Source organism: Hafnia paralvei ATCC 29927 (genome assembly GCF_001655005.1).
Classification (GTDB): Bacteria; Pseudomonadota; Gammaproteobacteria; order Enterobacterales; family Enterobacteriaceae; genus Hafnia; species Hafnia paralvei.
Genome location: NZ_LXET01000007.1, coordinates 1 through 23566 on the forward strand (window position 1 = coordinate 1; position 23566 = coordinate 23566).

General features: G+C 48.3%; 18 protein-coding genes. 15 read left to right on the plus strand and 3 right to left on the minus strand.

Translation table 11 applies throughout. From position 1 onward, the window contains the following. The first annotated feature begins 226 nt into the window (after positions 1 to 226). The 5 genes from M988_RS01610 (at position 227) to aceK (ending at position 7784) form a co-directional block, all read left to right on the plus strand. Entirely contained in the window at positions 227 to 1528 is a 1302-nt protein-coding gene (locus M988_RS01610) for an MFS family transporter (protein ID WP_064572563.1), read from the plus strand. Between the two features lie 149 nt (positions 1529 to 1677). Then, complete coding sequence (gene metA / locus M988_RS01615; RefSeq protein ID WP_004096975.1) at positions 1678 to 2607, plus strand: homoserine O-acetyltransferase MetA; 930 nt, start codon at positions 1678 to 1680, stop codon at positions 2605 to 2607. A gap of 365 nt (positions 2608 to 2972) precedes the next feature. Beyond that, a complete protein-coding gene (gene aceB, locus M988_RS01620; protein ID WP_064572565.1) occupies positions 2973 to 4571 on the plus strand; it encodes a malate synthase A in 1599 nt (532 codons plus the stop codon). Positions 4572 to 4632: 61 nt separating this feature from the next. After that, positions 4633 to 5943, plus strand: a complete 1311-nt coding sequence (gene aceA / locus M988_RS01625; RefSeq protein WP_008815444.1) for an isocitrate lyase — start codon at positions 4633 to 4635, stop codon at positions 5941 to 5943. A 122-nt stretch (positions 5944 to 6065) separates the two neighbouring features. After that, a complete protein-coding gene (gene aceK, locus M988_RS01630) occupies positions 6066 to 7784 on the plus strand; it encodes a bifunctional isocitrate dehydrogenase kinase/phosphatase (RefSeq protein ID WP_064572567.1) in 1719 nt (572 codons plus the stop codon). On the opposite strand, the gene treR is transcribed toward aceK, so the two are convergent. Next, positions 7781 to 8740, minus strand: coding sequence for a trehalose operon repressor TreR (treR, locus tag M988_RS01635; protein ID WP_064572569.1), 960 nt, complete (start codon positions 8738 to 8740; stop codon positions 7781 to 7783). The two genes, aceK and treR, sit on opposite strands and share 4 nt — an antisense overlap. A gap of 274 nt (positions 8741 to 9014) precedes the next feature. On the opposite strand from treR, the gene M988_RS01640 reads away from it, so the two are divergent. Then, positions 9015 to 11333, plus strand: a complete 2319-nt coding sequence (locus M988_RS01640; RefSeq protein WP_064572573.1) for a YgiQ family radical SAM protein — start codon at positions 9015 to 9017, stop codon at positions 11331 to 11333. A gap of 49 nt (positions 11334 to 11382) precedes the next feature. Here M988_RS01640 and dkgA read toward each other — a convergent pair whose 3' ends face one another. Next, positions 11383 to 12213: a 2,5-didehydrogluconate reductase DkgA gene (gene dkgA, locus M988_RS01645; RefSeq protein WP_008815440.1), complete on the minus strand. Its 831-nt coding sequence runs from the start codon at positions 12211 to 12213 to the stop codon at positions 11383 to 11385. A 237-nt stretch (positions 12214 to 12450) separates the two neighbouring features. Here dkgA and M988_RS01650 point away from each other — a divergent pair, with 237 nt between their 5' ends. From M988_RS01650 to M988_RS01680, 7 genes are all read left to right on the plus strand, one after another. Next, the gene (locus tag M988_RS01650) at positions 12451 to 13641 is read left to right on the plus strand and encodes an amino acid aminotransferase (protein ID WP_064572575.1); all 1191 of its coding nucleotides are present in this window, start codon (positions 12451 to 12453) and stop codon (positions 13639 to 13641) included. A 451-nt stretch (positions 13642 to 14092) separates the two neighbouring features. Beyond that, complete coding sequence (locus M988_RS01655; protein WP_233454396.1) at positions 14093 to 15184, plus strand: PfkB family carbohydrate kinase; 1092 nt, start codon at positions 14093 to 14095, stop codon at positions 15182 to 15184. Continuing rightward, positions 15181 to 16119, plus strand: a complete 939-nt coding sequence (locus M988_RS01660) for a pseudouridine-5'-phosphate glycosidase (protein WP_008815437.1) — start codon at positions 15181 to 15183, stop codon at positions 16117 to 16119. Before M988_RS01655 ends, M988_RS01660 begins: the two co-directional genes overlap by 4 nt. Positions 16120 to 16251: 132 nt before the next feature. After that, a complete protein-coding gene (locus tag M988_RS01665) occupies positions 16252 to 17523 on the plus strand; it encodes a NupC/NupG family nucleoside CNT transporter (RefSeq protein ID WP_039184561.1) in 1272 nt (423 codons plus the stop codon). Beyond that, positions 17520 to 17993: a DUF1097 domain-containing protein gene (locus M988_RS01670; protein WP_008815435.1), complete on the plus strand. Its 474-nt coding sequence runs from the start codon at positions 17520 to 17522 to the stop codon at positions 17991 to 17993. The genes M988_RS01665 and M988_RS01670 overlap by 4 nt, the downstream gene beginning before the upstream one ends. A 204-nt stretch (positions 17994 to 18197) precedes the next feature. Further along, a complete protein-coding gene (locus tag M988_RS01675) occupies positions 18198 to 18626 on the plus strand; it encodes a secondary thiamine-phosphate synthase enzyme YjbQ (protein WP_004097012.1) in 429 nt (142 codons plus the stop codon). Beyond that, entirely contained in the window at positions 18619 to 18966 is a 348-nt protein-coding gene (locus M988_RS01680) for an MmcQ/YjbR family DNA-binding protein (protein WP_008815433.1), read from the plus strand. Before M988_RS01675 ends, M988_RS01680 begins: the two co-directional genes overlap by 8 nt. A gap of 99 nt (positions 18967 to 19065) precedes the next feature. On the opposite strand, the gene uvrA is transcribed toward M988_RS01680, so the two are convergent. Beyond that, positions 19066 to 21897, minus strand: coding sequence for an excinuclease ABC subunit UvrA (uvrA, locus tag M988_RS01685; RefSeq protein ID WP_064572755.1), 2832 nt, complete (start codon positions 21895 to 21897; stop codon positions 19066 to 19068). Positions 21898 to 22430: 533 nt separating this feature from the next. Between uvrA and ssb1 the strand changes: the two genes are divergently transcribed. Further along, positions 22431 to 22970, plus strand: a complete 540-nt coding sequence (ssb1, locus tag M988_RS01690; RefSeq protein WP_004097018.1) for a single-stranded DNA-binding protein SSB1 — start codon at positions 22431 to 22433, stop codon at positions 22968 to 22970. A gap of 241 nt (positions 22971 to 23211) precedes the next feature. Then, positions 23212 to 23541 (plus strand): hypothetical protein, encoded by a 330-nt coding sequence (locus M988_RS01695; RefSeq protein ID WP_008815431.1) that lies wholly within the window; start codon positions 23212 to 23214, stop codon positions 23539 to 23541. The last annotated feature ends 25 nt before the right edge of the window (positions 23542 to 23566 follow it).

Sequence of the window (23566 nt, forward strand, 5' to 3'; positions counted from 1 at the left end):
TTTTATCTAACATTTGAACAAATCTGAACATTTGTCCATTCAAGTAAACGCCTTCATACAGCCAAATTTCCCACAGATATCACAAAAAGCGCTGCAAGTACCTCGAGTCTTTCTCATTGGTTAGCTAGTTATTGAAGTGTTATTTTAACCAATATATAACAATTTACTTACATTAAGTGCATGGCAAATGACCATCGCACCCTTTTACCTCTGTAGGGGAATTGTTATGGCAGATACTACTCCAGCTCTGACTGGGCAGAACTCAGGTGAGCAAGATACTCGCAAGCGCATCTTCGCTATTGTCGGTGCTTCATCAGGCAACCTTGTCGAATGGTTTGATTTCTATGTTTATTCATTCTGTGCGCTTTACTTCGCTCCCGTGTTTTTCCCCAGTGGTGATTCCACAACGCAGCTTCTGCAAACGGCGGGTGTGTTTGCTGCCGGTTTTCTCATGCGTCCTATCGGTGGTTGGGTGTTTGGCTACATTGCAGATAAGCATGGCCGCCGTGCATCGATGATGATTTCAGTCTGTATGATGTGTTGTGGCTCGTTGGTGATTGCCTGTTTACCGACCTATGCATCCATAGGTAACTGGGCTCCTGCCCTGTTGCTTCTAGCTCGCCTATTCCAAGGGCTGTCCGTTGGTGGGGAGTATGGAACCAGTGCCACATACATGAGCGAGGTAGCCGTTGAGGGCAAGCGCGGATTCTACGCATCATTCCAATATGTCACATTGATCGGTGGCCAACTGCTTGCTCTGCTGGTGTTAGTGGTTTTACAGCAAACACTGAGTACGGAAGAGCTTCGTTCATGGGGATGGCGAGTGCCATTCGTGCTAGGCGCGCTGCTGGCAGTGGTTGCACTTTATTTGCGCCGTTCACTGCACGAGACCTCGAGCAAGGAAACGAGGAAACGTAAGGATGCTGGGACGCTCTCAGGGTTATGGAACAATAAAAAAGCTTTCCTGATGGTGCTCGGTTTTACCGCAGGAGGCTCACTCAGCTTCTATACGTTCACTACCTATATGCAAAAATATCTGGTCAACACCGCAGGTATGGATGCGAAAATGGCGAGCGGAATTATGACTGCGGCTCTATTTGTCTTCATGCTGCTACAACCGATTTTTGGTGGGCTATCTGATAAAGTGGGGCGCCGTAATTCGATGATTGCTTTTGGTGCATTAGCCTCTTTGCTTACTGTACCGATTTTGACAACCTTGCAAGATGTGACTAACCCTTATCTGGCCTTCGTGATGATCGTGCTAGCGCTGACAATCGTGAGTCTATACACCTCGATTGGTGGCTTGCTGAAGGCCGAGATGTTCCCACCAGAGGTGCGAGCTCTGGGCGTTGGACTTTCTTATGCGGTGGGCAACGCGTTATTTGGCGGCTCTGCTGAATATGTCGCTTTGTCGATGAAAGCGGCAGGCATTGAGACGGCTTTCTTCTGGTATGTTTCCGGTATGTGTTTTATCGCGATGTTAGTTTCTTTGCTGCTGCATAAAAAAGGTCAGGAAATCAAAATGTAAGGCTCAAGATTGGCAACGTGCAGGATGAAAGATTTTCAACTTCATCCTGCACGCTGTACAAGCCGCTAAAAACTCGTTATCGTCAGGCATCTAGAAGTCTAAACGTTTATATGGATGCTTTTCTATAAAAGAGTCTAGGAGCAGCGATTATGCCAATCAGGGTGCCAGATGAACTACCTGCCGTAAGTTTTTTGCGGAATGAAAACGTATTTGTGATGCCATCTTCGCGTGCCGCAACACAAGAAATCCGCCCGCTAAAGGTTCTGGTACTCAATCTGATGCCTAAGAAGATAGAGACGGAAAATCAGTTTCTACGCTTGCTTTCTAACTCCCCTCTACAAATTGATGTGCAGCTATTGCGAATCGATAGCCGTGAGTCTAAGAATACGCCAGCCGAACACTTGGATAACTTTTACTGTAATTTCGAAGATATCAAAGATCAAAATTTTGATGGCTTGATCGTGACCGGCGCCCCTCTCGGGCTGGTAGATTTTTGCGATGTGGCGTATTGGCCACAGATTGAGCAGATCGTGCATTGGGCGAAAGAGCATGTCACTTCAACGCTGTTTGTGTGTTGGGCAGTACAGGCTGCATTGAATGTATTATATGGTCTTCCAAAGCTTACGCGTGAAACTAAACTCTCTGGCGTTTACCATCATCAAACTTTACAACCGCTGGCGCTACTCACCCGCGGGTTTGACGAAACCTTTTTGGCACCTCATTCTCGTTACGCTGATTTTCCTGTCGATGTGCTTCGTGAATATACCGATCTCGATATTTTGGCTGAATCAGAACAGGCCGGAGCTTATCTGTTTGCGACTAAAGACAAGCGCATGGCTTTTGTCACAGGGCATCCGGAATATGATGCTCACACCTTATCTGGTGAGTATTTCCGCGATGTTGCTGCGGGGCTGACGCCGGATGTGCCAGTGAACTATTTCCCAGATGATAACCCAGAAAATAGTCCTAAAGCCTCTTGGCGTAGCCATGGACACCTACTGTTTACTAACTGGTTAAACTACTACGTTTATCAGATTACACCGTTTGATTTGCGCTATATGAATCCGACGTTGGAATAGCCCCTCTCCATCTGTTTAGCGCCTCCTTACCAATTGCGCTGCTGAATTTCTGTTTGGCAGCGAAACCATTCCTCATGTTCGTCCCTCTCATTCTTTTTCTTAATTAACAATAATCTGTATTTAAAAATATTAATGGAATCGGTTTTCTTGCTGTACAAATCAATATGTCATTCTATCTATATGAAAGATAAGACATATAAAAATAATTTAAATAAAAATGGAAATTGTTTTTGATTTAATGAAATCACTGTCTACTCTTTAATCTGTTGGTGCGAAATTTAATCGCTTATTAGCAACGGGAAAGTTGGCTGAATGACAGGAACGGGAATTTGATTACGTCCCGAGTTTAGGCAGGAGACAGACAGATGACACAACAGGCAATAGATACAGAGTTGGCGTTTAGTCAGCGATTTGGCAGTAATGAACGTCAGATTCTGACAGACGGTGCAGTCGAGTTCTTGACCGATCTAGTGGCTCGGTTTGCCCCACAGCGGGATAAGTTGTTGGCCGCACGTAAGGTGCAACAGCAAGCTATAGACCGTGGAGAACTACCGGATTTTATTTCGGAAACGGATTCCATTAAAAATTCAAACTGGAAAATTCGCGGTATTCCGAGCGATCTTCAAGACCGGCGTGTGGAGATCACGGGACCCGTTGAACGCAAGATGGTGATTAACGCGCTCAATGCTAACGTTAAAGTTTTCATGGCTGACTTTGAAGACTCATTGGCGCCAAACTGGGACAAAGTGATTGAAGGCCAAGTTAATTTACGCGATGCCGTAAATGGAACGATTAGCTTTACCAACGAAGCAGGAAAGATCTATCAGCTAAAACCAAATCCAGCAGTGTTAATCGCTCGTGTCCGTGGGCTACATTTGCCGGAAAAGCATGTCACTTGGCAAGGTGAGCCTATCCCCGGCGGCCTGTTTGATTTTGCCTTGTACTTCTTCCACAACTACAAAGCTCTGCTGGAGAAGGGAAGCGGCCCCTATTTCTATCTGCCGAAAACGGAGTCTTACCATGAGACAGCATGGTGGAGTGAGATCTTCAGCTTTACCGAAGATCGTTTCGATCTGCCGCGTGGAGCGATCAAAGCCACCGTGTTGATAGAAACGCTACCGGCCGTATTCCAGATGGATGAAATCTTACATAGTCTGCGCGATCACATCGTTGGTTTGAACTGTGGCCGCTGGGATTACATCTTCAGCTATATCAAGACACTAAAGAATCATAGCGATCGCGTTTTGCCCGACCGTCAGTCAGTCACGATGGAAAAACCGTTCTTGAGTGCTTACTCACGGCTTTTGATCAAAACCTGCCACAAGCGTGGTGCTTTTGCCATGGGAGGAATGGCAGCGTTTATTCCGAGCAAAGACGCTGAGCGCAACGCATGGGTCATGGACAAGGTTCGTGCTGACAAAGAGTTAGAGGCAAACAATGGTCATGACGGTACTTGGGTTGCTCATCCGGGACTGGCAGATGAAGTCATGCAGGTATTCGGTCGGGTATTGGGCGATCGCCAGAACCAGCTAGACGTTACTCGCTCCCAAGATGAGCCGATTACAGCACAACAACTGCTAGAGCCATGTCCCGGAGAACGAACTGAAGAAGGTATGCGTGCCAATATTCGCGTTGCGGTTCAATACATTGAGGCATGGATTTCCGGTAATGGCTGTGTGCCAATCTATGGACTGATGGAAGATGCGGCGACCGCTGAAATCTCTCGTACCTCAATTTGGCAGTGGATCCATCATGGCAAAACGCTCAGCAATGGCCTGCAGGTAACGCCAGTGCTTTTCCGCCAGCTACTGAAAGAAGAAATGCAGGTGATTCGTCAAGAGCTTGGTGATGCACGCTTTGATAGCGGTCGTTTTGATGAAGCTGCACGCCTAATGGAACGGATTACAACCAGCAGTGAGCTCATTGATTTCCTGACGCTACCTGGTTACGAACTGTTGAATTAAGCCCTACAACCTAACCCTATACCGAACAATAAAATAGAGAAAAAGCCAAGGAGCGCTTGCCATGTCTACCTCACGTAATCAGCAAATTCAGCAGTTGGAACAGGATTGGAAAACTAACCCGCGTTGGGAGGGTATTACTCGCCCTTACAGCGCAAATGATGTGGTTAATCTACGCGGTTCGGTGAATCCAGAGTGCACTCTGGCCCAAAAAGGTGCGGCGAAACTGTGGGAGCTGCTGCATGGCGGTTCGCGCAAAGGCTACGTCAATTGCCTTGGGGCACTGACTGGAGGTCAGGCGCTACAGCAGGCAAAGGCTGGCGTAGAGGCGATTTATTTGTCTGGTTGGCAAGTGGCTGCCGATGCGAATCTGGCATCCAGTATGTATCCCGATCAGTCACTGTATCCGGTGAATTCAGTACCCGCCGTGGTTGAGCGTATCAATAATTCATTTCGTCGCGCAGATCAGATCCAGTGGGCAAACGGTATTGAGCCGGGCGACAGCAAATTTACCGACTACTTCCTGCCTATTGTTGCGGATGCTGAAGCGGGGTTTGGCGGTGTGCTGAATGCGTTTGAACTGATGAAGTCGATGATTGAAGCGGGTGCCGGTGGCGTCCATTTCGAAGACCAACTGGCCTCAGTGAAAAAATGTGGTCACATGGGGGGGAAGGTTCTGGTTCCAACACAGGAGGCTATCCAAAAGCTGGTTGCAGCACGTTTAGCGGCTGACGTTCTGGGGGTTCCTACCCTAGTGATTGCGCGCACCGATGCTGACGCCGCCGATTTAATTACCTCGGACTGCGACAGCTACGATAGCGCATTTGTGACGGGTGAGCGCACCGTTGAAGGCTTCTTCCGTACTCATGCTGGCATTGAGCAGGCAATCAGCCGTGGCTTAGCCTACGCGCCGTATGCAGACTTAGTATGGTGTGAAACTTCGACACCAGATCTAGATGCAGCGAAACGCTTTGCTGACGCCATTCATGCACAGTATCCCGGCAAACTGCTGGCCTATAACTGTTCTCCATCCTTCAACTGGAAAAAGAATCTAGACGATCAAACCATTGCGCGTTTCCAAGATGAGCTTTCTGCGATGGGGTACAAATACCAATTCATCACGCTGGCGGGCATTCACAGCATGTGGTTCAACATGTTCGACTTGGCTCATGCCTATGCCAACGGCGAAGGGATGAAACACTATGTAGAGAAAGTCCAAGAGCGTGAGTTTGCGGCGCAAAAGCAGGGTTACACCTTTGCCTCTCATCAGCAAGAAGTCGGAACGGGCTATTTCGATAAGGTCACCAATGTGATTCAGGGCGGGGCATCTTCGGTGACAGCGCTGACGGGATCGACGGAAGAGCAGCAATTCTAAGTATCCAGCGAATTTAACGCGGTCAGAATGTTGGGCGGCCGCACACCAACGATTTTGGATATTTGAACGGGTAGGGCAGATGCTCTGCCCGTTTTTGTCGGATAGCAGGTGAGGTGGCAGAGATGGCTATTGGTATGGAACAACTGATTGCTCAAACGATCTTACAGGGCTTTGATGCGCAGTATGGGCGCTTTCTTGAAATTACCGCCGGAGCCCAGCAGCGCTTTGAAAAAGCGAATTGGGCGGCTATCCAACAGGCGATGAAAAAGCGTATTCATCTGTATGACCATCATGTTGGACTGGTCGTGGAGCAGTTGCGCCGGATGACGGGGCCTTTATGCCATGACGCCGAATTTCTCGCGCGGGTGAAAACCGTATACACCGAAATGTTACCGGAATATCCGCGCTTTGAAATTGCTGAAAGCTTTTTTAATTCGGTCTATTGCCGCCTGTTCAATCATCGAGAATTGACGCCAGATAAGCTGTTTGTTTTTAGCTCTCAGCCCGAACGCCATTGGCGCGAGTTTCCCCGTCCGTTGGCCAGAACGTTCAAACCAGATAGCGGTTGGCGTTTTCTCATTAGCGATCTTCTGACCGAGCTGCCGCTGCGTCTGCCGTGGGAGGATCGTGCTCGGGACGTGAATTATATCGTGGGTCATTTGGAAAATACGTTTAGCGCCGAAACGTTAAATTGCAGTCGTTTGCAGGTGGCTAATGAACTGTTTTACCGTAATAAAGCAGCATGGCTGGTGGGAAAACTGCACACGCCAGAGGGGGTTTATCCATTTCTGTTGCCTATTCATCATAATGAAGCGGGAGCGCTATTTGTTGATACTTGTTTAACACGCTTGGACGAGGCCAGTATCGTTTTTGGTTTCGCTCGCTCCTACTTTATGGTGTATGCCCCCTTACCTGCAGCACTTGTTGACTGGTTACGCGAGATTTTACCGGGTAAAACGACGGCTGAATTATATATGGCGATAGGCTGTCAAAAGCACGGAAAGACGGAATACTACCGCGAATATTTAAAACATTTGGCTGAATCAAAAGAGCAATTCATCATCGCGCCGGGTATCCGCGGTATGGTGATGCTGGTATTTACATTACCCTCTTTTGATCGAGTATTTAAGGTGATTAAAGACACCTTTGCGCCACAAAAGGAAGTCGATCCGGCACGTGTTCAGGCCTGCTATCAGTTGGTTAAGGAGCATGATCGCGTGGGGCGCATGGCGGATACACAAGAGTATGAAAACTTTGTTATCGAAAAATGGCGTATTAGTCCAGATTTGATGGAAGAGTTACAAAAAGAAGTTCCTGAAAAATTGGAAGATTTAGGCGATAGGATTGTGATTCGCCACCTCTATATTGAACGCAGAATGATACCGCTTAACATATATCTTGAGCAGGCTGATGAACGTCAGTTACATGATGCGATTGAAGAATATGGCAATGCCATCAAACAGCTGGCCGCGGCCAATATTTTTCCTGGTGATATGCTGTTTAAAAACTTTGGAGTCACCAGACATGGGCGTGTGGTGTTCTATGATTATGACGAAATTTGCTATATGACGGAGGTAAACTTCCGTGATATACCCCCGCCGCGCTACCCCGAGGATGAGATGGCCAGTGAGCCTTGGTACAGCATTTCGCCCAATGATGTTTTCCCTGAGGAGTTTCAACATTTTCTATGCGGAGATGCGCGCATTAGGCGGCTTTTTGCTGAAATGCACGGTGATTTATTTACCGCAAACTATTGGCGCAGCTTGCAGCAAAGGATCAACAACGGCATGGTAGATGATGTATTTGCCTATCGCCGTAAACGTCGTTTTGCGCAACGTTAATTAGCAGGGGTACGCAGTACACAAGGAACGGTAATGTGGCGATGAGATTCAGGATTATGCAGCAAAGTGAGTAATTGCTTCACGGCCAGACGTCCACCTTCGGCGTAGCCTAGATCGATAGAAAAAGTTTGCGGGTATAAGAATTCGAGCAACGAATTATTACCCATACCACAGACGACAACATCACCTCTAGACCGCTCCTGTAAGTACTTACTTACACCAAGGGCAATGGTATCCGAAGCACAGATAATTGCCGTTGTCTCGGGGCATATCACCTGCTGTGCCAGCTGATAGCCACTTTGATAAGTTAGCTCACCGAGAGCGCTAGAGGATGTTAATTGATGTTTTTGGCACAGGGACTGATAGGTTTTATAGCGCCGGCCACCCGTTGTCGCATCCGATAGTTTCACGCCAACGAACGCAATATTTTTATGATGCTTTGCGAGCAGTGCGTCCATCAATAAGGTTACAGCCCCACTATCGTCATAGCGAACCGACGTTAATTGCTCATATTCCCATGCGAGAACGACTAGCTTGTCTCGCCACGGCAACAGCATAGACTCATTTAAACCGGTGAAACCGAAGAGCAGAATGCCGTCGACATGGCGACGGGATAGAACGGTTAAGTGCTCCTGCACGCGTTCTGGTTCAAATTGACTCTCTAATAAAATAGGGTCATAGCCTTGCGCATACAGCATCGGTAACATCGCGCGAACGGCCTGATTTTCAGCATTGGAATCGAGGCGAGACACGATAATAGCGACCACTTTATCTGTTTGACCGCGCATGGCTCGAGCAGATTTTGAGGGTGCAAAATTTTGCTGGTTAATAATTTCTTCCACGCGTGCGCGCGTTTCTGGTTTGACGCCGGGTTCTTTATTAATGACGCGAGAAACCGTGGATTTACCCACGCCGCTAAGGCGAGCAATATCTTTAATCGTCAATCGGTTAGACATAAGTTTATGGGCGCACAGTGAGAAGTTATTACGCTATTGTTGTGGCTAATGTGGTCTAAGGCAAGTATTGCCCGTTAACTTTGGGGGTTGCGACATACCGTATGAGTAGGGCTCATGGGTATAAACTATAAATATCCCTCTCTTTTGTACGAGCAAATGCGTATAATCGCCGCCCTGATATTGGTGCTTTGTTAACCACAAGCGTTAGCTCCTGAATGTTAGCCCAATCTGCCGCAGTGCAATCTTCCCCCAATACATAAAAAAGAGTGATGTCATGAGTAGTATCAGCCTGATCCAGCCAGAACGCGATTTGTTCTCCTACACGCCATATTGGGCCGAGTGTTATGGTACCGCCCCGTTCTTACCCATGTCGCGTGAAGAAATGGATACTCTTGGCTGGGATAGCTGTGACATCGTTTTGGTTACCGGCGACGCTTATGTTGACCATCCAAGTTTTGGTATGGCGATTGTTGGCCGTATGCTCGAAGCACAGGGCTTCCGTGTCGGTATCATTGCGCAGCCGGATTGGACCAGCAAAGAAGATTTCATGCGTTTAGGCAAACCGAATCTATTTTACGGCGTGACCGCCGGCAATATGGATTCGATGATTAATCGTTACACTGCAGACCGAAAATTGCGTCACGATGATGCTTATACGCCAAATAATGAAAGCGGCAAACGCCCCGATCGTGCCACGCTGGTTTATACCCAGCGCTGTAAAGAAGCATTCAGTGACGTTCCGGTTATTTTAGGCGGTATTGAGGCTAGCCTGCGTCGTATTGCTCATTATGACTATTGGTCTGACACTGTTCGCCGATCTGTACTGGTGGATTCGAAAGCAGACATGCTGATGTATGGCAACGGTGAGCGTCCTCTGGTTGAGGTTGCACATCGTTTGGCTTCTGGCGAGCCAATTTCAAGCATCGTTGATGTTCGCAACACCGCTGTCATGCGCAAAGAAGCTTTACCGGGCTGGAGCGGTGTTGACTCTACGCGCTTGGATAAGCCAGGACGTATCGAACCGATCCCAAACCCTTATGGCGACGATCTTGCCTGTGCTCCTGATGCGGGCAAGAAAAAAGATGACGACGTGCAGACGATTACCGTGCGTGCGCCTAAGCCAAAGCCGTGGGAGAAAACCTACGTGCTGCTGCCATCTTATGAAAAAGTGAAAAATGACAAAGTGCTGTATGCGCATACGTCGCGTATTTTGCATCATGAAACCAATCCTGGCTGCGCACGAGCCTTAATGCAAAAGCATGGCGACCGTTATATCTGGATTAACCCTCCTGCGATCCCGCTGAGCACGGAAGAAATGGACAGCGTATTTGCGCTGCCTTATCAACGAGTCCCTCATCCTTCCTACGGCAGTGCGCGCATTCCTGCCTATGAGATGATCCGCTTTTCCATCAATATTATGCGTGGTTGCTATGGTGGCTGTTCGTTCTGCTCGATCACCGAGCATGAAGGACGCATCATTCAGAGTCGTTCCGAAGATTCTATCATTCGTGAGATCGAAGAGATCCGCGATAAAGTTCCTGGTTTTACCGGCGTGATTTCCGATCTCGGTGGCCCAACGGCTAACATGTACATGCTGCGTTGTCAGTCTCCGCGTGCTGAGCAAACCTGCCGTCGTGCTTCCTGTGTTTATCCAGAAATCTGCCAACACATGGATACCAACCATGAGCCGACGATCAAACTTTACCGTCGCGCCCGCGATCTCGAGGGTGTGAAGAAAATCCTGATCGCATCTGGTGTGCGTTATGATCTGGCAGTCGAGGATCCACGTTACATCAAGGAGTTGGCGACTCATCACGTTGGCGGCTACCTGAAAATTGCGCCAGAGCATACCGAAGAAGGGCCTCTGTCCAAGATGATGAAGCCGGGTATGGGCAGCTATCACCGCTTTAAAGAGCTGTTTGATACCTATTCCAAACAAGCCGGTAAAGAGCAGTACCTGATTCCCTACTTTATTTCTGCTCATCCGGGAACGCGTGACGAAGATATGGTGAATTTGGCGTTATGGCTGAAGAAAAACCGCTTCCGTTTGGATCAGGTACAAAACTTCTATCCATCACCGCTGGCGAACTCCACCACCATGTATCACACGGGCAAAAACCCATTGGGCAAGGTGGATTACAAAAGTGAAGACGTTGTGGTGCCTAAAGGCGATCGTCAGCGCCGTCTGCACAAAGCGTTGCTGCGCTATCACGATCCGGCTAACTGGCCAATGATCCGTACCGCGTTAGAAGAGATGGGCATGAAGCATTTGATTGGTGCTCGCCGTGAATGTTTAGTTCCTGCGCCAACCTTGGAAGAGCAGCGCGAAGCGCGCCGTGGTTATCAACGAAATATGCGTCCGGCGATGACCAAACACACTGGCGCTCCCGCTAAGCCTGAGCAGCGCAATGCGAAGCCAAAATCGATTCGCAGCGACGCGTCAGCAGCAGGACGTGATAAATCTCATGATAAAGCCGCGTCAGCAGGTAAGCCTTTCAAAGGCAAACCACAAACGGCAAAGTCTGGAGCGAACAGACCTTCAACGGGAACGAGTGCGGGGCGAAAAGCACCTCGCGTGGCAAAAGGTAAGTAATATTCTTTATGCCTCCCCCTGAATAGGGGGAGGTGAAGGATGGCTGATACTAGATTTTCTCAAACGTATCAGGATCTGGACCCAGGCGTTTACCACAATCCAGTTTAGCTATTTGGCTCAACTCTTCTTTATCCAGTTTAAAATCAAACACCCCAAAATTTTCACGGATGCGTTTAGGCGTGACCGATTTAGGGATCACGATCAGCCCTGAATCTAGATGCCAACGGATGACGATCTGCGCTGGGCTTTTTCCATATTTTTGTGCCAACTTATGAATGATCTCGGTATCAAATACACCTTCGCCGCCTTGTGCTAGCGGGCTCCAAGATTCTGTGGCGATATGATGTGTCGCATTCCATGCATGCATTGGTTTTTGCTGCATTAAGGGGTGCAGTTCAATTTGATTTACGGTGGGTGAAACGCCGGTCTCGTCGATCAAACGCTGTAAATGCGGGATATTAAAGTTACACACGCCAATGCTCTTAATTAACCCCTGCTTTTTCAAATCAATCAGTGATTTCCAAGCGGATACATATTTGTCTTGTGCCGGTGCCGGCCAGTGAATCAGGTATAGATCGACATAGTCGAGTCGCAATTTCTGCAGGCTTTCTTCAAGTGCTTTAGCGGGATTGCTTTGATCTGAATTCCACAGTTTTGTGGTGATAAATAGCTCGTCGCGAGAAATGTTTGAGGCCGCCAGCGCTTTACCAACGCCTTCCTCGTTGCCGTAAATTGCTGCGGTATCAATTGAGCGATACCCCGTTTCCAGAGCGGTTTCGATTGCCGTCACCACTTGTTCATTCGTCGCTTGCCAAACGCCTAAACCCAGCTGTGGCATCGCGTGACCGTCGCTCAGCTTGATAAGAGGTTGTGTGGACATAGTTATCTCCTTTACATCTACTGGATAGGCCGAACAGAAAAGCCAGTCCGTTCTAGTGAAAACATATTCATTAAGCCTAGCCCAAAAAGATCGGTCTGGACGAAGTAATTGGCTATAGCTTTATGGTCATCGACAAGGTTATTGTGTTTATGCCCGTCATACTTGTTGCGTTAGCTACGCCAATTATTTAGGGCATTACAGCCGTTTTACCCACCCGTGATTCCAAGGAGAGCACCCGTGTTTCAGCATGTTGACGCCTACGCAGGCGACCCGATCCTTTCGCTGATGGATACCTTCAAACAGGATCCTCGTGCAGATAAAGTAAACCTTAGCATCGGTTTATACTATGACGAGGAAGGTACTATTCCTCAGCTTAAAGCGGTGGCCGCAGCAGAAGAGATCCTTAATGCGCGTGCTGGCGCAGCATCGTTATATCTCCCAATGGAAGGGTTAGCGCCTTATCGTAGCGCGATTCAGAGTTTGCTGTTTGGCGATTCGCACTCTATGGTTGCCCAAAATCGTATTGCTACAGTGCAGACGATTGGTGGTTCTGGTGCGCTTAAAGTGGGTGCCGATTTCTTAAAACATTATTTCCCTGACTCTGAAGTGTGGGTTAGTGATCCAACATGGGAAAACCATATTGCGATCTTCTCGGGGGCGGGTTTCAAAGTGCATCAGTATCCGTATTTCGATCCTGAAACGTTGGGTGTTAACTTTGATGCCATGCTGAACACGCTAAATCAGCTGCCTGCTCGCAGTATCGTTTTGATGCATCCCTGCTGCCATAATCCAACGGGATCCGATCTCACCAATGAACAATGGGATCGCGTCATTGAAGTAGCGAAAGCGCGTGAGCTTATCCCGTTCCTTGATATTGCTTACCAAGGTTTTGGGGCTGGTATGGAGGAGGACGCCTATGCTATCCGTGCGATGGCGCAGGCTGAGCTACCTTGCTTGGTCAGTAACTCCTTCTCGAAAATTTTCTCGCTCTACGGTGAGCGTGTTGGCGGGCTATCCGTTGTATGTGAGAGCCCTGAAGCGGCAAATCGTGTACTAGGTCAGCTTAAAGCTACCGTACGTCGTATTTACTCCAGTCCACCAAACTTTGGTGCTCAGGTGGTCGCTACTGTACTTAACGATCCTAAGCTAAAGGCAATGTGGCTGGAAGAAGTGGAAAGCATGCGCCTTCGCATTATTGAAATGCGTCGCACGCTGGTGGATGGGCTTAAAGCTGTCTTGCCGCAACGTAATTTTGATTACCTGATGAGCCAACGCGGTATGTTCAGTTACACCGGCCTGAGTGCCAAGCAGGTCGATCGCTTACGCGAAGAGTTTGGTGTGTACCTGATCGCCAGCGGGCGCATGTGCGTCGCGGGCATGAACCATGCTAACGCGCAGCGTATCGCTCAGTCTTTTGCTGCGGTGTAGCTCTGTTGTTCTATTGCTTAAGCTCCCGATATTCTCGGGAGCTTTTTTTATGCCATTTTTTCAAGCGTAACTGTCAAAAAGCGGCTGGGTAAACGTGAAGCCGATCTCGTTGCTCTAGGCAAGTTGCACACTGATGAATCGCTCAAAATCGATAATGACTGACTGAGCAAACAAAAGTTAGAATGTTTTTAGAAAATTCCTATCTCTATGTTTTTTAATCGTTATTAAAAGAATAAAATTCTGCATTATTTTTAATGTTTTTTTCTGTAGGTTTTAGGCATAAATAGCCAGATTGATAGCATGATAGAGTTCACAAAATAAGGGATGAAAACGTATTCACACTAATTACGATCGCCTTCCCAATTCCTTCTCAAACTTCTAAATCTCGCTTTACTGTTTTCCAATAGCAGCTTAAAACAAACGCATGTTTAAAAACAAACAAGTGTCCAATATGACTAGCCGAGAAAAGCAGATATTGCAGCTTCTGAGACGTGATCCTTTGATCCCACAGCAGGAAATTGCCGATGTTTTAGGTATTAGCCGCTCTGGTGTAGCAGGACATATTATGAATTTAATGAAGAAAGGATATATCAAAGGAAAGGGATATATATTATCTGAACACAGTTATGTGGTGACTGTAGGCTCCACTAATATGGATGTCTGCGGATACTCTGCATCTAAATTAGTTTATGAAGACTCCAACCCAGGGAAAATAAAGTGCACGCCCGGCGGTGTCGGGCGAAATATAGCACAAAACATTGCCTTATTAGGTCGTGAATGCCATTTGATTTCGGTGGTTGGCGATGACTTTTACGGCGATACATTATTAGAACAGGCAAAATTAGCCGGTGTCCATATTGATAGTTTTCACAAGTTACATGGCGAAAGCACATCAACCTACGTTTCTTTGTTAGATGAAAGTGGCGAAATGCTAGTCGCTATTAATGATATGCGGATATTAGAGAAGCTAACACCGGCATTATTAGCAACGTCCAAAGATCTTATTCAGCACGCGGGTGTATTAGTGGTGGATTGTAACCTGACGGAAGATGCTCTGGCATGGTTATTTAGCCACGCAGGTAGCGTTCCAATCTTTGTAGATACGGTCTCTGCATTCAAAGCACCAAAAATCCGCAATTGGTTATCACATATTCATACGCTGAAACCGAATCGCCTTGAGGCTGAGATCCTTAGCGGGATGACGATTACTGGCCCGCAAGATGCTCCCGCTGTGGCGGCATGGTTCCACGAACAAGGTGTACAGAGAATTGCGCTGAGTATGGGACCTGCGGGTGTTTATTACAGTGAAATTGACGGTCAAAGCGGCTGGTCCAGCCCTCTGCCGGTCAATATCGTGAACGTCACTGGTGCCGGTGATGCCATGATGGCAGGGCTGGCCAGCTGTTGGCTGGAGGATATGACGCTTGCCGAAAGTATTCGTTTTGCACAGGGATGTTCTGCATTAACCCTTTCATCTGAGTTTACCAATAACCCTAATCTGTCAAATGGCAGTGTTCAAAAACTGTTGGAATTACAATCATGAAAAATAACGTTATGACCAATGAGTATCTGGATATTTCGCCGGAAGTAGCTGAGGCATTAGCCAATAATCGTCCTGTTGTTGCTTTAGAATCTACCATTATCTCTCATGGCATGCCTTATCCACAAAATGCGGAAACGGCGTTGGCGGTAGAGCAGCAAATCCGTGAAAACGGCGCTGTTCCGGCAACGATTGCGATTATTAATGGCCGAATGAAAGCGGGCTTATCTCGCGAAGAGATTGAATTACTTGGCAAAGAAGGTCACAACGTGGCAAAAGTGAGTCGCCGAGATCTGCCGTTTATCGTAGCCGCAGGGAAGAATGGTGCAACAACCGTGGCGTCTACCATGATTATCGCCGAAATGGCAGGCATCCATGTCTTTGCTACCGGCGGTATTGGCGGTGTTCACCGCGGTGCCGAGCAAACATTTGATATCTCTGCGGATCTACAAGAGCTGGCGAAAACCAACGTGGCGGTGATTTGTGCGGGTGCCAAATCGATTCTAGATTTAGGCCTCACCACGGAATATCTCGAGACGCACGGTGTGCCGTTGATTGGCTATCGGACTCAGGTATTACCGGCATTTTTCTGCCGCACTAGCCCATTCTCAGTCAGCATCCAATTAGATGAACCAGAGCAGATTGCCAAAGCAATGGCGACCAAGTGGCAGTCTGGTTTGGAAGGCGGAATGGTAATTGCTAACCCGATCCCTGAGCAGTTTGCGATGCCTGAAGCCAAAATTAATGCAGCCATTGAGCAGGCGGTTCAGGAGTCGGTTGAACAGGGTATCCATGGTAAAGATAGTACGCCGTTCCTACTGGCGAGAGTGGCTGAACTGACAGGAGGTGATAGCCTGCACTCGAATATTCAATTGGTATTCAACAATGCAAAATTGGCTGCTCAGATTGCACGTTGTTACCAAGAAACGGCAGCATAAAAACAGCGTTATTCCTTAAGTTTTATCCTGATATTAACAACTAAATAAAAACGCCGACCTGAAAGGTGGATGGGCATCTGTTTGCTCTCATCCCCTTTCAGGTAGAGACGTATATATTGAAAGGACGGATTTATGGACTTATTACGCAGCTTGTTCGGTATCGGTATTCTTCTTTTAATTGCCTTTGTATTTTCTAACAATCGAAAAAAAATAAGCTTAAGAACAGTTGGTGCGGCTTTATTACTACAGGTTATCCTCGGTGCCGTCATGCTTTATATCCCTGCAGGAAAGTGGCTAGTTAACTCTATTGCTGCTGGTGTAAATAAGGTTATTTCATACAGTGATGCTGGCAGCTCATTTATTTTCGGTGGTCTAGTTGGTCCCAAGATGAATGTGTTATTCGACGGGGCTGGATTCGTATTTGCATTTCACGTATTACCCGCGATCATTTTTATTACCTCACTGATCTCAATTCTTTATTATATCGGTGTCATGGGATGGGTTATTAATATTCTTGGTTACGTTTTCCAGAAAATGATGCGTGTAAGCAAAGTGGAGGCTTTTGCTGCGGTCACCACGATATTTCTTGGGCAAAATGAACTCCCTGCGGTGCTCAAACCGTTTATTAGCAAAATGAACCGCAACGAGCTATTCACGGTGATTTGCAGCGGGATGGCGTCAATTGCAGGTTCTATGTTGGTTGGGTATGCGGGTTTAGGCGTGCCTATTGAGTATTTGCTGGCCGCATCGCTAATGGCAATTCCGGGCGGGATCTTGTTTGCCCGTATGCTGAGCCCGGCGACGGAGGCATCTCAGGTTGAGTTTAGCCAGATGTCATTTAGCGATAAGCGCCCAGCTAGCGTTATTGAGGCTGCGGCGAGTGGCGCGATGTTAGGGCTTAAGATCGCCGTAGGTGTGGCGACGGTGGTGATGGCGTTCGTTGCATTAATTGCGTTGATTAACGGTATTGTTGGCGGCGTTGGTGGATTGTTTGGTTGGTCAGGCGTTAGCCTTGAAAGTTTGTTGGGCTATATTTTCTCACCTCTGGCATACATCATGGGCGTTAGCTGGGATAACTCCGCGCTAGCCGGTGGGTTGATCGGGCAAAAGCTGGCGATCAACGAGTTTGTGGCTTATGTGAATTTCTCTCCGTATCTCAAGGATGCGGCTGGCGTTCTAGATCCAAAAACCATCGCCGTTATCTCTTTTGCGCTCTGTGGCTTTGCAAACTTCGGTTCAATCGCGGTTGTAGTGGGAGCTTTCAGCGCAGTTGCGCCAGAGCGGGCATCTGACATTGCGCGCTTGGGATTACGTGCTCTGCTTGCGGCTACGCTCTCTAATCTGATGAGTGCAACCATTGCAGGCCTGTTCATCGGCCTTGGAGCACTAGCGATAGCGTCATGATGAAAAGTGAAACTCGGTTGCTGCTTTGCCTTGCTTTAAGCACCGGTGTTTTATCCGGTGTTTGGGCATGGTTAGCCGAACAGTTCGTGCTGATGAGTTGGATTGGCTTCTTAGGCTGTACAACCTATTTTGCGATCCCCAGCAAAGGGCTAGCAGGGCTATGTCGCGGTATGGCAGCGAATATTAGCGGTGCAAGCTGGGCCGCTATTGCTATTGCGCTGACGACTTCAACGGGTTTTAGCTATGCCGCGGTGATAACGGGCGCGATATCTTTCATGATGTGTGCCCAGTCGCGGCTGCGTACGCTTTGTTTTGTTCCCGGTAGTTTTATTGGTGCCTGTGCGCTGTTTGGTTCCCAGTCTGGCTGGCTGTCGGTGGTTTTGACTTTGTGTCTGGGAGGAATATTCGGTTTTCTCATGCAAAGCAGCGGAACATGGATGGCGAATCGCTGGAGCTCCGTTTATAACTAGTTGATATTCAGCAATATAAATAATTTTTTTAGCCTATGTATCAAAAGTACATGGGCTTTTTACGTTGGTTTGCGATGCGAAATCGAATTGGCTACTGCAAATTATGTGGCTGAAGCGTAGGCTAACCACGCCTTTACATAACTTTTGATGCCTAAAAGTTGCCGTGAATTGTACAAAGAATATACTAGTTAAGGACGTCTGAAGATGTGGTATCAGCACACTATTGTTTTGCATGCAAAACCGCGTGGTTTCCATCTGGTCACCGATGAAATTATCGAAAAACTTCCACAGTTAGCCTCTGTCAACGTGGGAATATTGCATCTGCTGCTACAGCACACCTCCGCGTCGTTAACCCTCAATGAAAACTGTGATCCCACTGTCCGTGACGATATGGAACGTCATTTTATGCGTACGGTATCCGAAGATGCTCCCTACGAGCATGACTATGAAGGCGCTGATGATATGCCTGCGCACATCAAGTCATCGCTGCTTGGCACGACGTTAACGTTGCCAATATGCAAGGGAAAACTACAGTTGGGAACCTGGCAGGGTATATGGTTCGGCGAACACCGCGTGCACGGCGGTAGCCGTCGGATCGTCGCAACTATACAAGGGGATATTGTTCATGAATAATTCGGCGTTTCTGCAATACTGCATGGCGAAACCTGGGGCAGAGCAAAGCGTTCAAAATCGCTGGCGTGCCAATCAGGTAAAAGTGGGCGGTGTTATGTTTGCGATGGTTGATCATATTGAAGGACGTCCTGCCGTCGCACTAAAAATGAGCTGCGAGCAGGCCGCGCAACTGCGCAGCGAACATAAAGATATTGTACCCAGCCCTAATCTGAATAAAGCCCACTGGAGCACTATCTTTCTTGATGGAACGCTCAATGATTCATTGCTCTATAAGCTAGTAGACGGCTCTTACTCATTGGCGCTTAACCATGTTGGTGAGCAAACCCGCCAAGGGCTTTAGTCTTTATTTTTCCAGTTAGCGGATATCGAATGTCAAAATATAAAACACCCCGATGGTGATGCCATCGGGGTGTTTGGCTTATGGTGTCATCGGTAGGGATTATTTCTTTTTCAGCAATGGCTTCAAGAATCTGGCGGTATGTGATTGCTCACATTCAGCCACCGTTTCCGGTGTGCCGGACACCAGTATCTGCCCGCCGCCGCCGCCGCCTTCTGGACCTAAATCGACGATCCAATCCGCCGTTTTAATCACATCCAGATTATGCTCAATGACCACAATCGTATTGCCCTGATCGCGTAACTGATGCAATACCGCCAGCAACTGCTGAATATCGGCAAAATGCAGGCCCGTGGTAGGTTCATCCAGAATATACAGCGTTTGCCCAGTACCACGTTTCGACAGCTCACGAGAGAGTTTTACGCGCTGAGCCTCACCACCAGATAGCGTTGTGGCCGACTGACCTAAACGTATATAAGACAGACCTACATCGATCAGCGTCTGTAGTTTTCGCGCCAATGCGGGAACGGCATCAAAGAATTCACGAGCTTCTTCAATGGTCATATCCAACACTTCATGGATGCTCTTGCCTTTGTACTTGATCTCCAGCGTCTCTCGGTTGTAGCGCTTACCTTTACACTGGTCACAAGGCACATAAATATCCGGCAGGAAGTGCATCTCGACTTTAATAACGCCATCGCCCTGACAGGCCTCACAGCGACCGCCTTTTACGTTAAAGCTAAAACGGCCGGGATTATAACCACGAGCACGTGACTCCGGCACACCGGCAAACAGTTCACGTACTGGCGTAAAGATACCGGTGTACGTTGCTGGGTTCGAGCGCGGAGTTCTACCGATAGGGCTTTGGTCAATATCGATAACTTTATCGAAATGTTCCATGCCTTCTACCGCACGATAAGGCGCAGGTTCAGACAGCGTAGCGCCGTTTAACTGGCGCTGCGCAATCGGGAATAACGTGTCGTTGATAAGCGTTGATTTACCCGAACCGGAAACACCGGTTATGCAGGTAAAAAGACCGACCGGAAGTGTCAGCGTGACGTCTTTCAAGTTGTTCCCGCTGGCGCCAATAAGCTTCAGCACTTTGGTGGCATCCGCAGGTACGCGCTCGGAAGGAACCGCGATCTCACGTTTGCCGCTTAAGAACTGACCGGTCAACGACTCTGGCACCGCCATGATTTCGTCAACCGAACCTTGGGCAACGACCTCACCACCGTGAACCCCCGCGCCAGGGCCGATATCAATCACATAATCGGCGGCACGAATGGCATCTTCATCATGTTCTACAACGATGACGGTGTTACCTAAATTACGCAGATGGACTAGCGTTTCCAACAGGCGTTCGTTATCGCGTTGGTGCAGGCCAATAGAGGGTTCATCCAGCACGTACATAACGCCCACTAATCCGGCACCAATCTGGCTTGCTAAGCGAATACGCTGAGCTTCACCGCCGGAGAGCGTTTCTGCTGAGCGAGATAGGCTTAGATAGTTCAGTCCGACGTTGACCAAGAATTTTAGGCGGTCGCCGATCTCTTTCAGGATCTTCTCGGCAATTTGCGCGCGTTGACCCTGTAATTTGATATCACGGAAAAACTCCAGCGCGTTGCCAATGCTCAGATCGGAAATCTCTGGCAGCGTAGTGTTCTCCACAAAGACGTGGCGAGCCTCTTCGCGTAAGCGAGTGCCGTGGCACGAAGCACAGGAGCGGTTGCTGATAAACTTCGATAGCTCTTCGCGTACGGCAGAAGATTCCGTTTCCTTGTAGCGACGCTCCATATTGTGCAGTACACCTTCAAACGGGTGGTTACGCACTGTAATATCGCCACGGTCGTTGATGTACTTGAATTCAATCGATTCTTTGCCTGAACCATACAACACGGCTTTCTGTGTTTTGGCATCCAAACTCTCGAATGGGGATTCCACATCAAAATGATAATGGTCGGCTAAAGACTTCAGCATCTGGAAATAGTAGAAGTTACGACGATCCCAACCGCGAATAGCGCCACCGGCTAAAGAAAGCTCAGCGTTTTGTACCACACGATCCGGATCGAAATACTGCTGAACACCCAAGCCGTCACAGGTTGGACAGGCGCCGGCCGGGTTGTTGAAGGAGAACAAACGTGGCTCAAGTTCACGCATGCTGTAGCCGCATATTGGGCAGGCAAAGTTAGCCGAAAACAGCAGTTCGGGTGCTTTGCTGTCGTCCATATCGGCAACAATCGCACTACCACCGGAAAGCTCTAATGCAGTTTCAAATGATTCTGCTAAGCGTTGCGCCATATCTTCACGCACTTTGAAGCGGTCAACGACAACTTCAATGCTATGTTTCTTTTGCAGCTCTAGTTTTGGTGGATCGGAAAGATCGCAAACTTCACCGTCTATACGTGCGCGGATGTAGCCCTGCGCGGCCAGATTTTCCAGTGTTTTGGTGTGCTCGCCTTTACGATCTTTCACGATCGGCGCTAACAGCATCAGACGTTTGCCTTCTGGCTGTGTTAATACGTTATCCACCATCTGGCTGACGGTTTGCGCCGCTAATGGAACATCGTGATCCGGACAGCGTGGCTCGCCAACGCGAGCAAACAGCAAACGTAAATAGTCGTGGATCTCGGTGATCGTCCCTACGGTAGAGCGCGGGTTATGCGACGTAGATTTCTGTTCGATGGAAATCGCCGGAGACAGACCTTCAATGTGGTCAACATCCGGTTTTTCCATTAACGAAAGAAACTGGCGTGCATAGGCCGACAGCGATTCTACGTAGCGGCGCTGGCCTTCGGCGTAGAGCGTATCAAACGCTAAAGAAGACTTACCTGAGCCTGATAATCCGGTGACGACAATCAGCTTATCGCGTGGAATGGTCAGATTGATATTTTTCAGGTTGTGGGTGCGAGCACCCCGTATTTCTATTTTATCCATTAACGACTTCCCGGATGAAGAACCCATCTCATTAGGCTTATCTGCGGTGCATTTCTGCCCATTCGCACTGATTGCGGTATAGGGAAATGCCCACAGAGCACCCATTGGGATAGGCTCTGGATAATCTTGAACACCGTCGGGTTTCCCAGCGAAAAAAACGCAATGTTTCCAGTACTGGTGCGGCCTGCTGGAGATTTTTAGCGAATTTGGCTGTACGCAACGATGCTTGAAACGATCAATTATGGCACAATAAAACCTGAATGAATATCCAGTATATGAATGCAAAATTGTTCTAAGCTTAAACAATTGAGGAATCTACTTCACAGAAGCGAACAGTGGTGCCGTTAGGCCACTGGCGTGTTAGAATTAACGGTTTAGACTACACCCGCCATACTTGAAGCTGCAGTCGCGTTATTCGGCGAGGCCTTGCCCGATTGGGCCCGTGTAAGCGCTGTATAAAAGGGGTAGACCTTTTGTGATGCGGCTACAATTGTCGTGGGTATGTACAAATTTACTTCATCAGGAGAATCGAAATGGCCAGCAGAGGCGTTAACAAAGTGATTCTTGTCGGGAATCTGGGTCAAGATCCAGAAGTCCGTTATATGCCGAATGGTGGTGCTGTAGCCAATATTACTCTGGCCACCTCCGAGACTTGGCGCGACAAGCAAACCGGCGAACAGAAAGAAAAAACTGAATGGCACCGTGTAGTGCTGTTTGGCAAGCTGGCAGAGGTTGCAGGTGAATATCTGCGTAAAGGTTCTCAGGTTTATATCGAAGGCGCGCTACAGACGCGCAAATGGACCGATCAGGCGGGCGTTGAAAAATACACCACTGAGATTGTTGTAAACGTTGGCGGCACCATGCAGATGCTGGGTGGACGTCAAGGTGGCGGTGCGCCTATGGGCGGCGGTCAGGCACAGGGTCAGCAGGGCGGTTGGGGTCAACCTCAGCAGCCACAGGGTAATCAGTTCAGCGGCGGCTCACAGCCAGCGGCTCGCCCTCAGAGTGCTCCAGCAGCTCAGCCACAAAGCAATGAACCGCCAATGGATTTCGATGACGATATTCCATTCTGATTTCTATTAAAGAAATCAACCCATAGCCCTGCACTGCGTAACATCGTTCACTTAAGCTCGATTTTAGGGGGAGCACACCGATGGGGTCGTAGCGGCGTAAGCCGCCGGAGCGCCCCACGGTGTGGTAGACCCGTGTATCTCGATCTCTTAAACGAACGGCGTTACTGCAGTGCGGGGCTTTTTTTGATAAAAAATAAATCAATGTCAGACTGGTTTTAATCTGTATCTGGGGACAAATGCAGTGATTAGACGTATATCTTGGATTGCTGGGGCGGGAGCATGGCTGCTGCCATTGGTATTATTGCTATGGCAATGGTTGACGGAAGGGCAGAACCAAGCCGCTTTGTCGCCAGAAGCGTATAACGCATGGAAAATGTCGGTACTATTCGCCGATTTTAGCTTTGCTGGTGCGCTGTCATTGTTTGCCGTGTTGCTAGGGGCAATGGCGCTGGCTAAAACCCAAGAAAATGAAATCCTTCATCCGGGCAAGCGTATGCTTGAATTGCTGATTTTGGCTCTGCCTATGATGCTATGCCTGTTCATTATGGGGATACTGCTGGTTCACGGCTGAAAACATTTCACCTTTGTCCCGTACA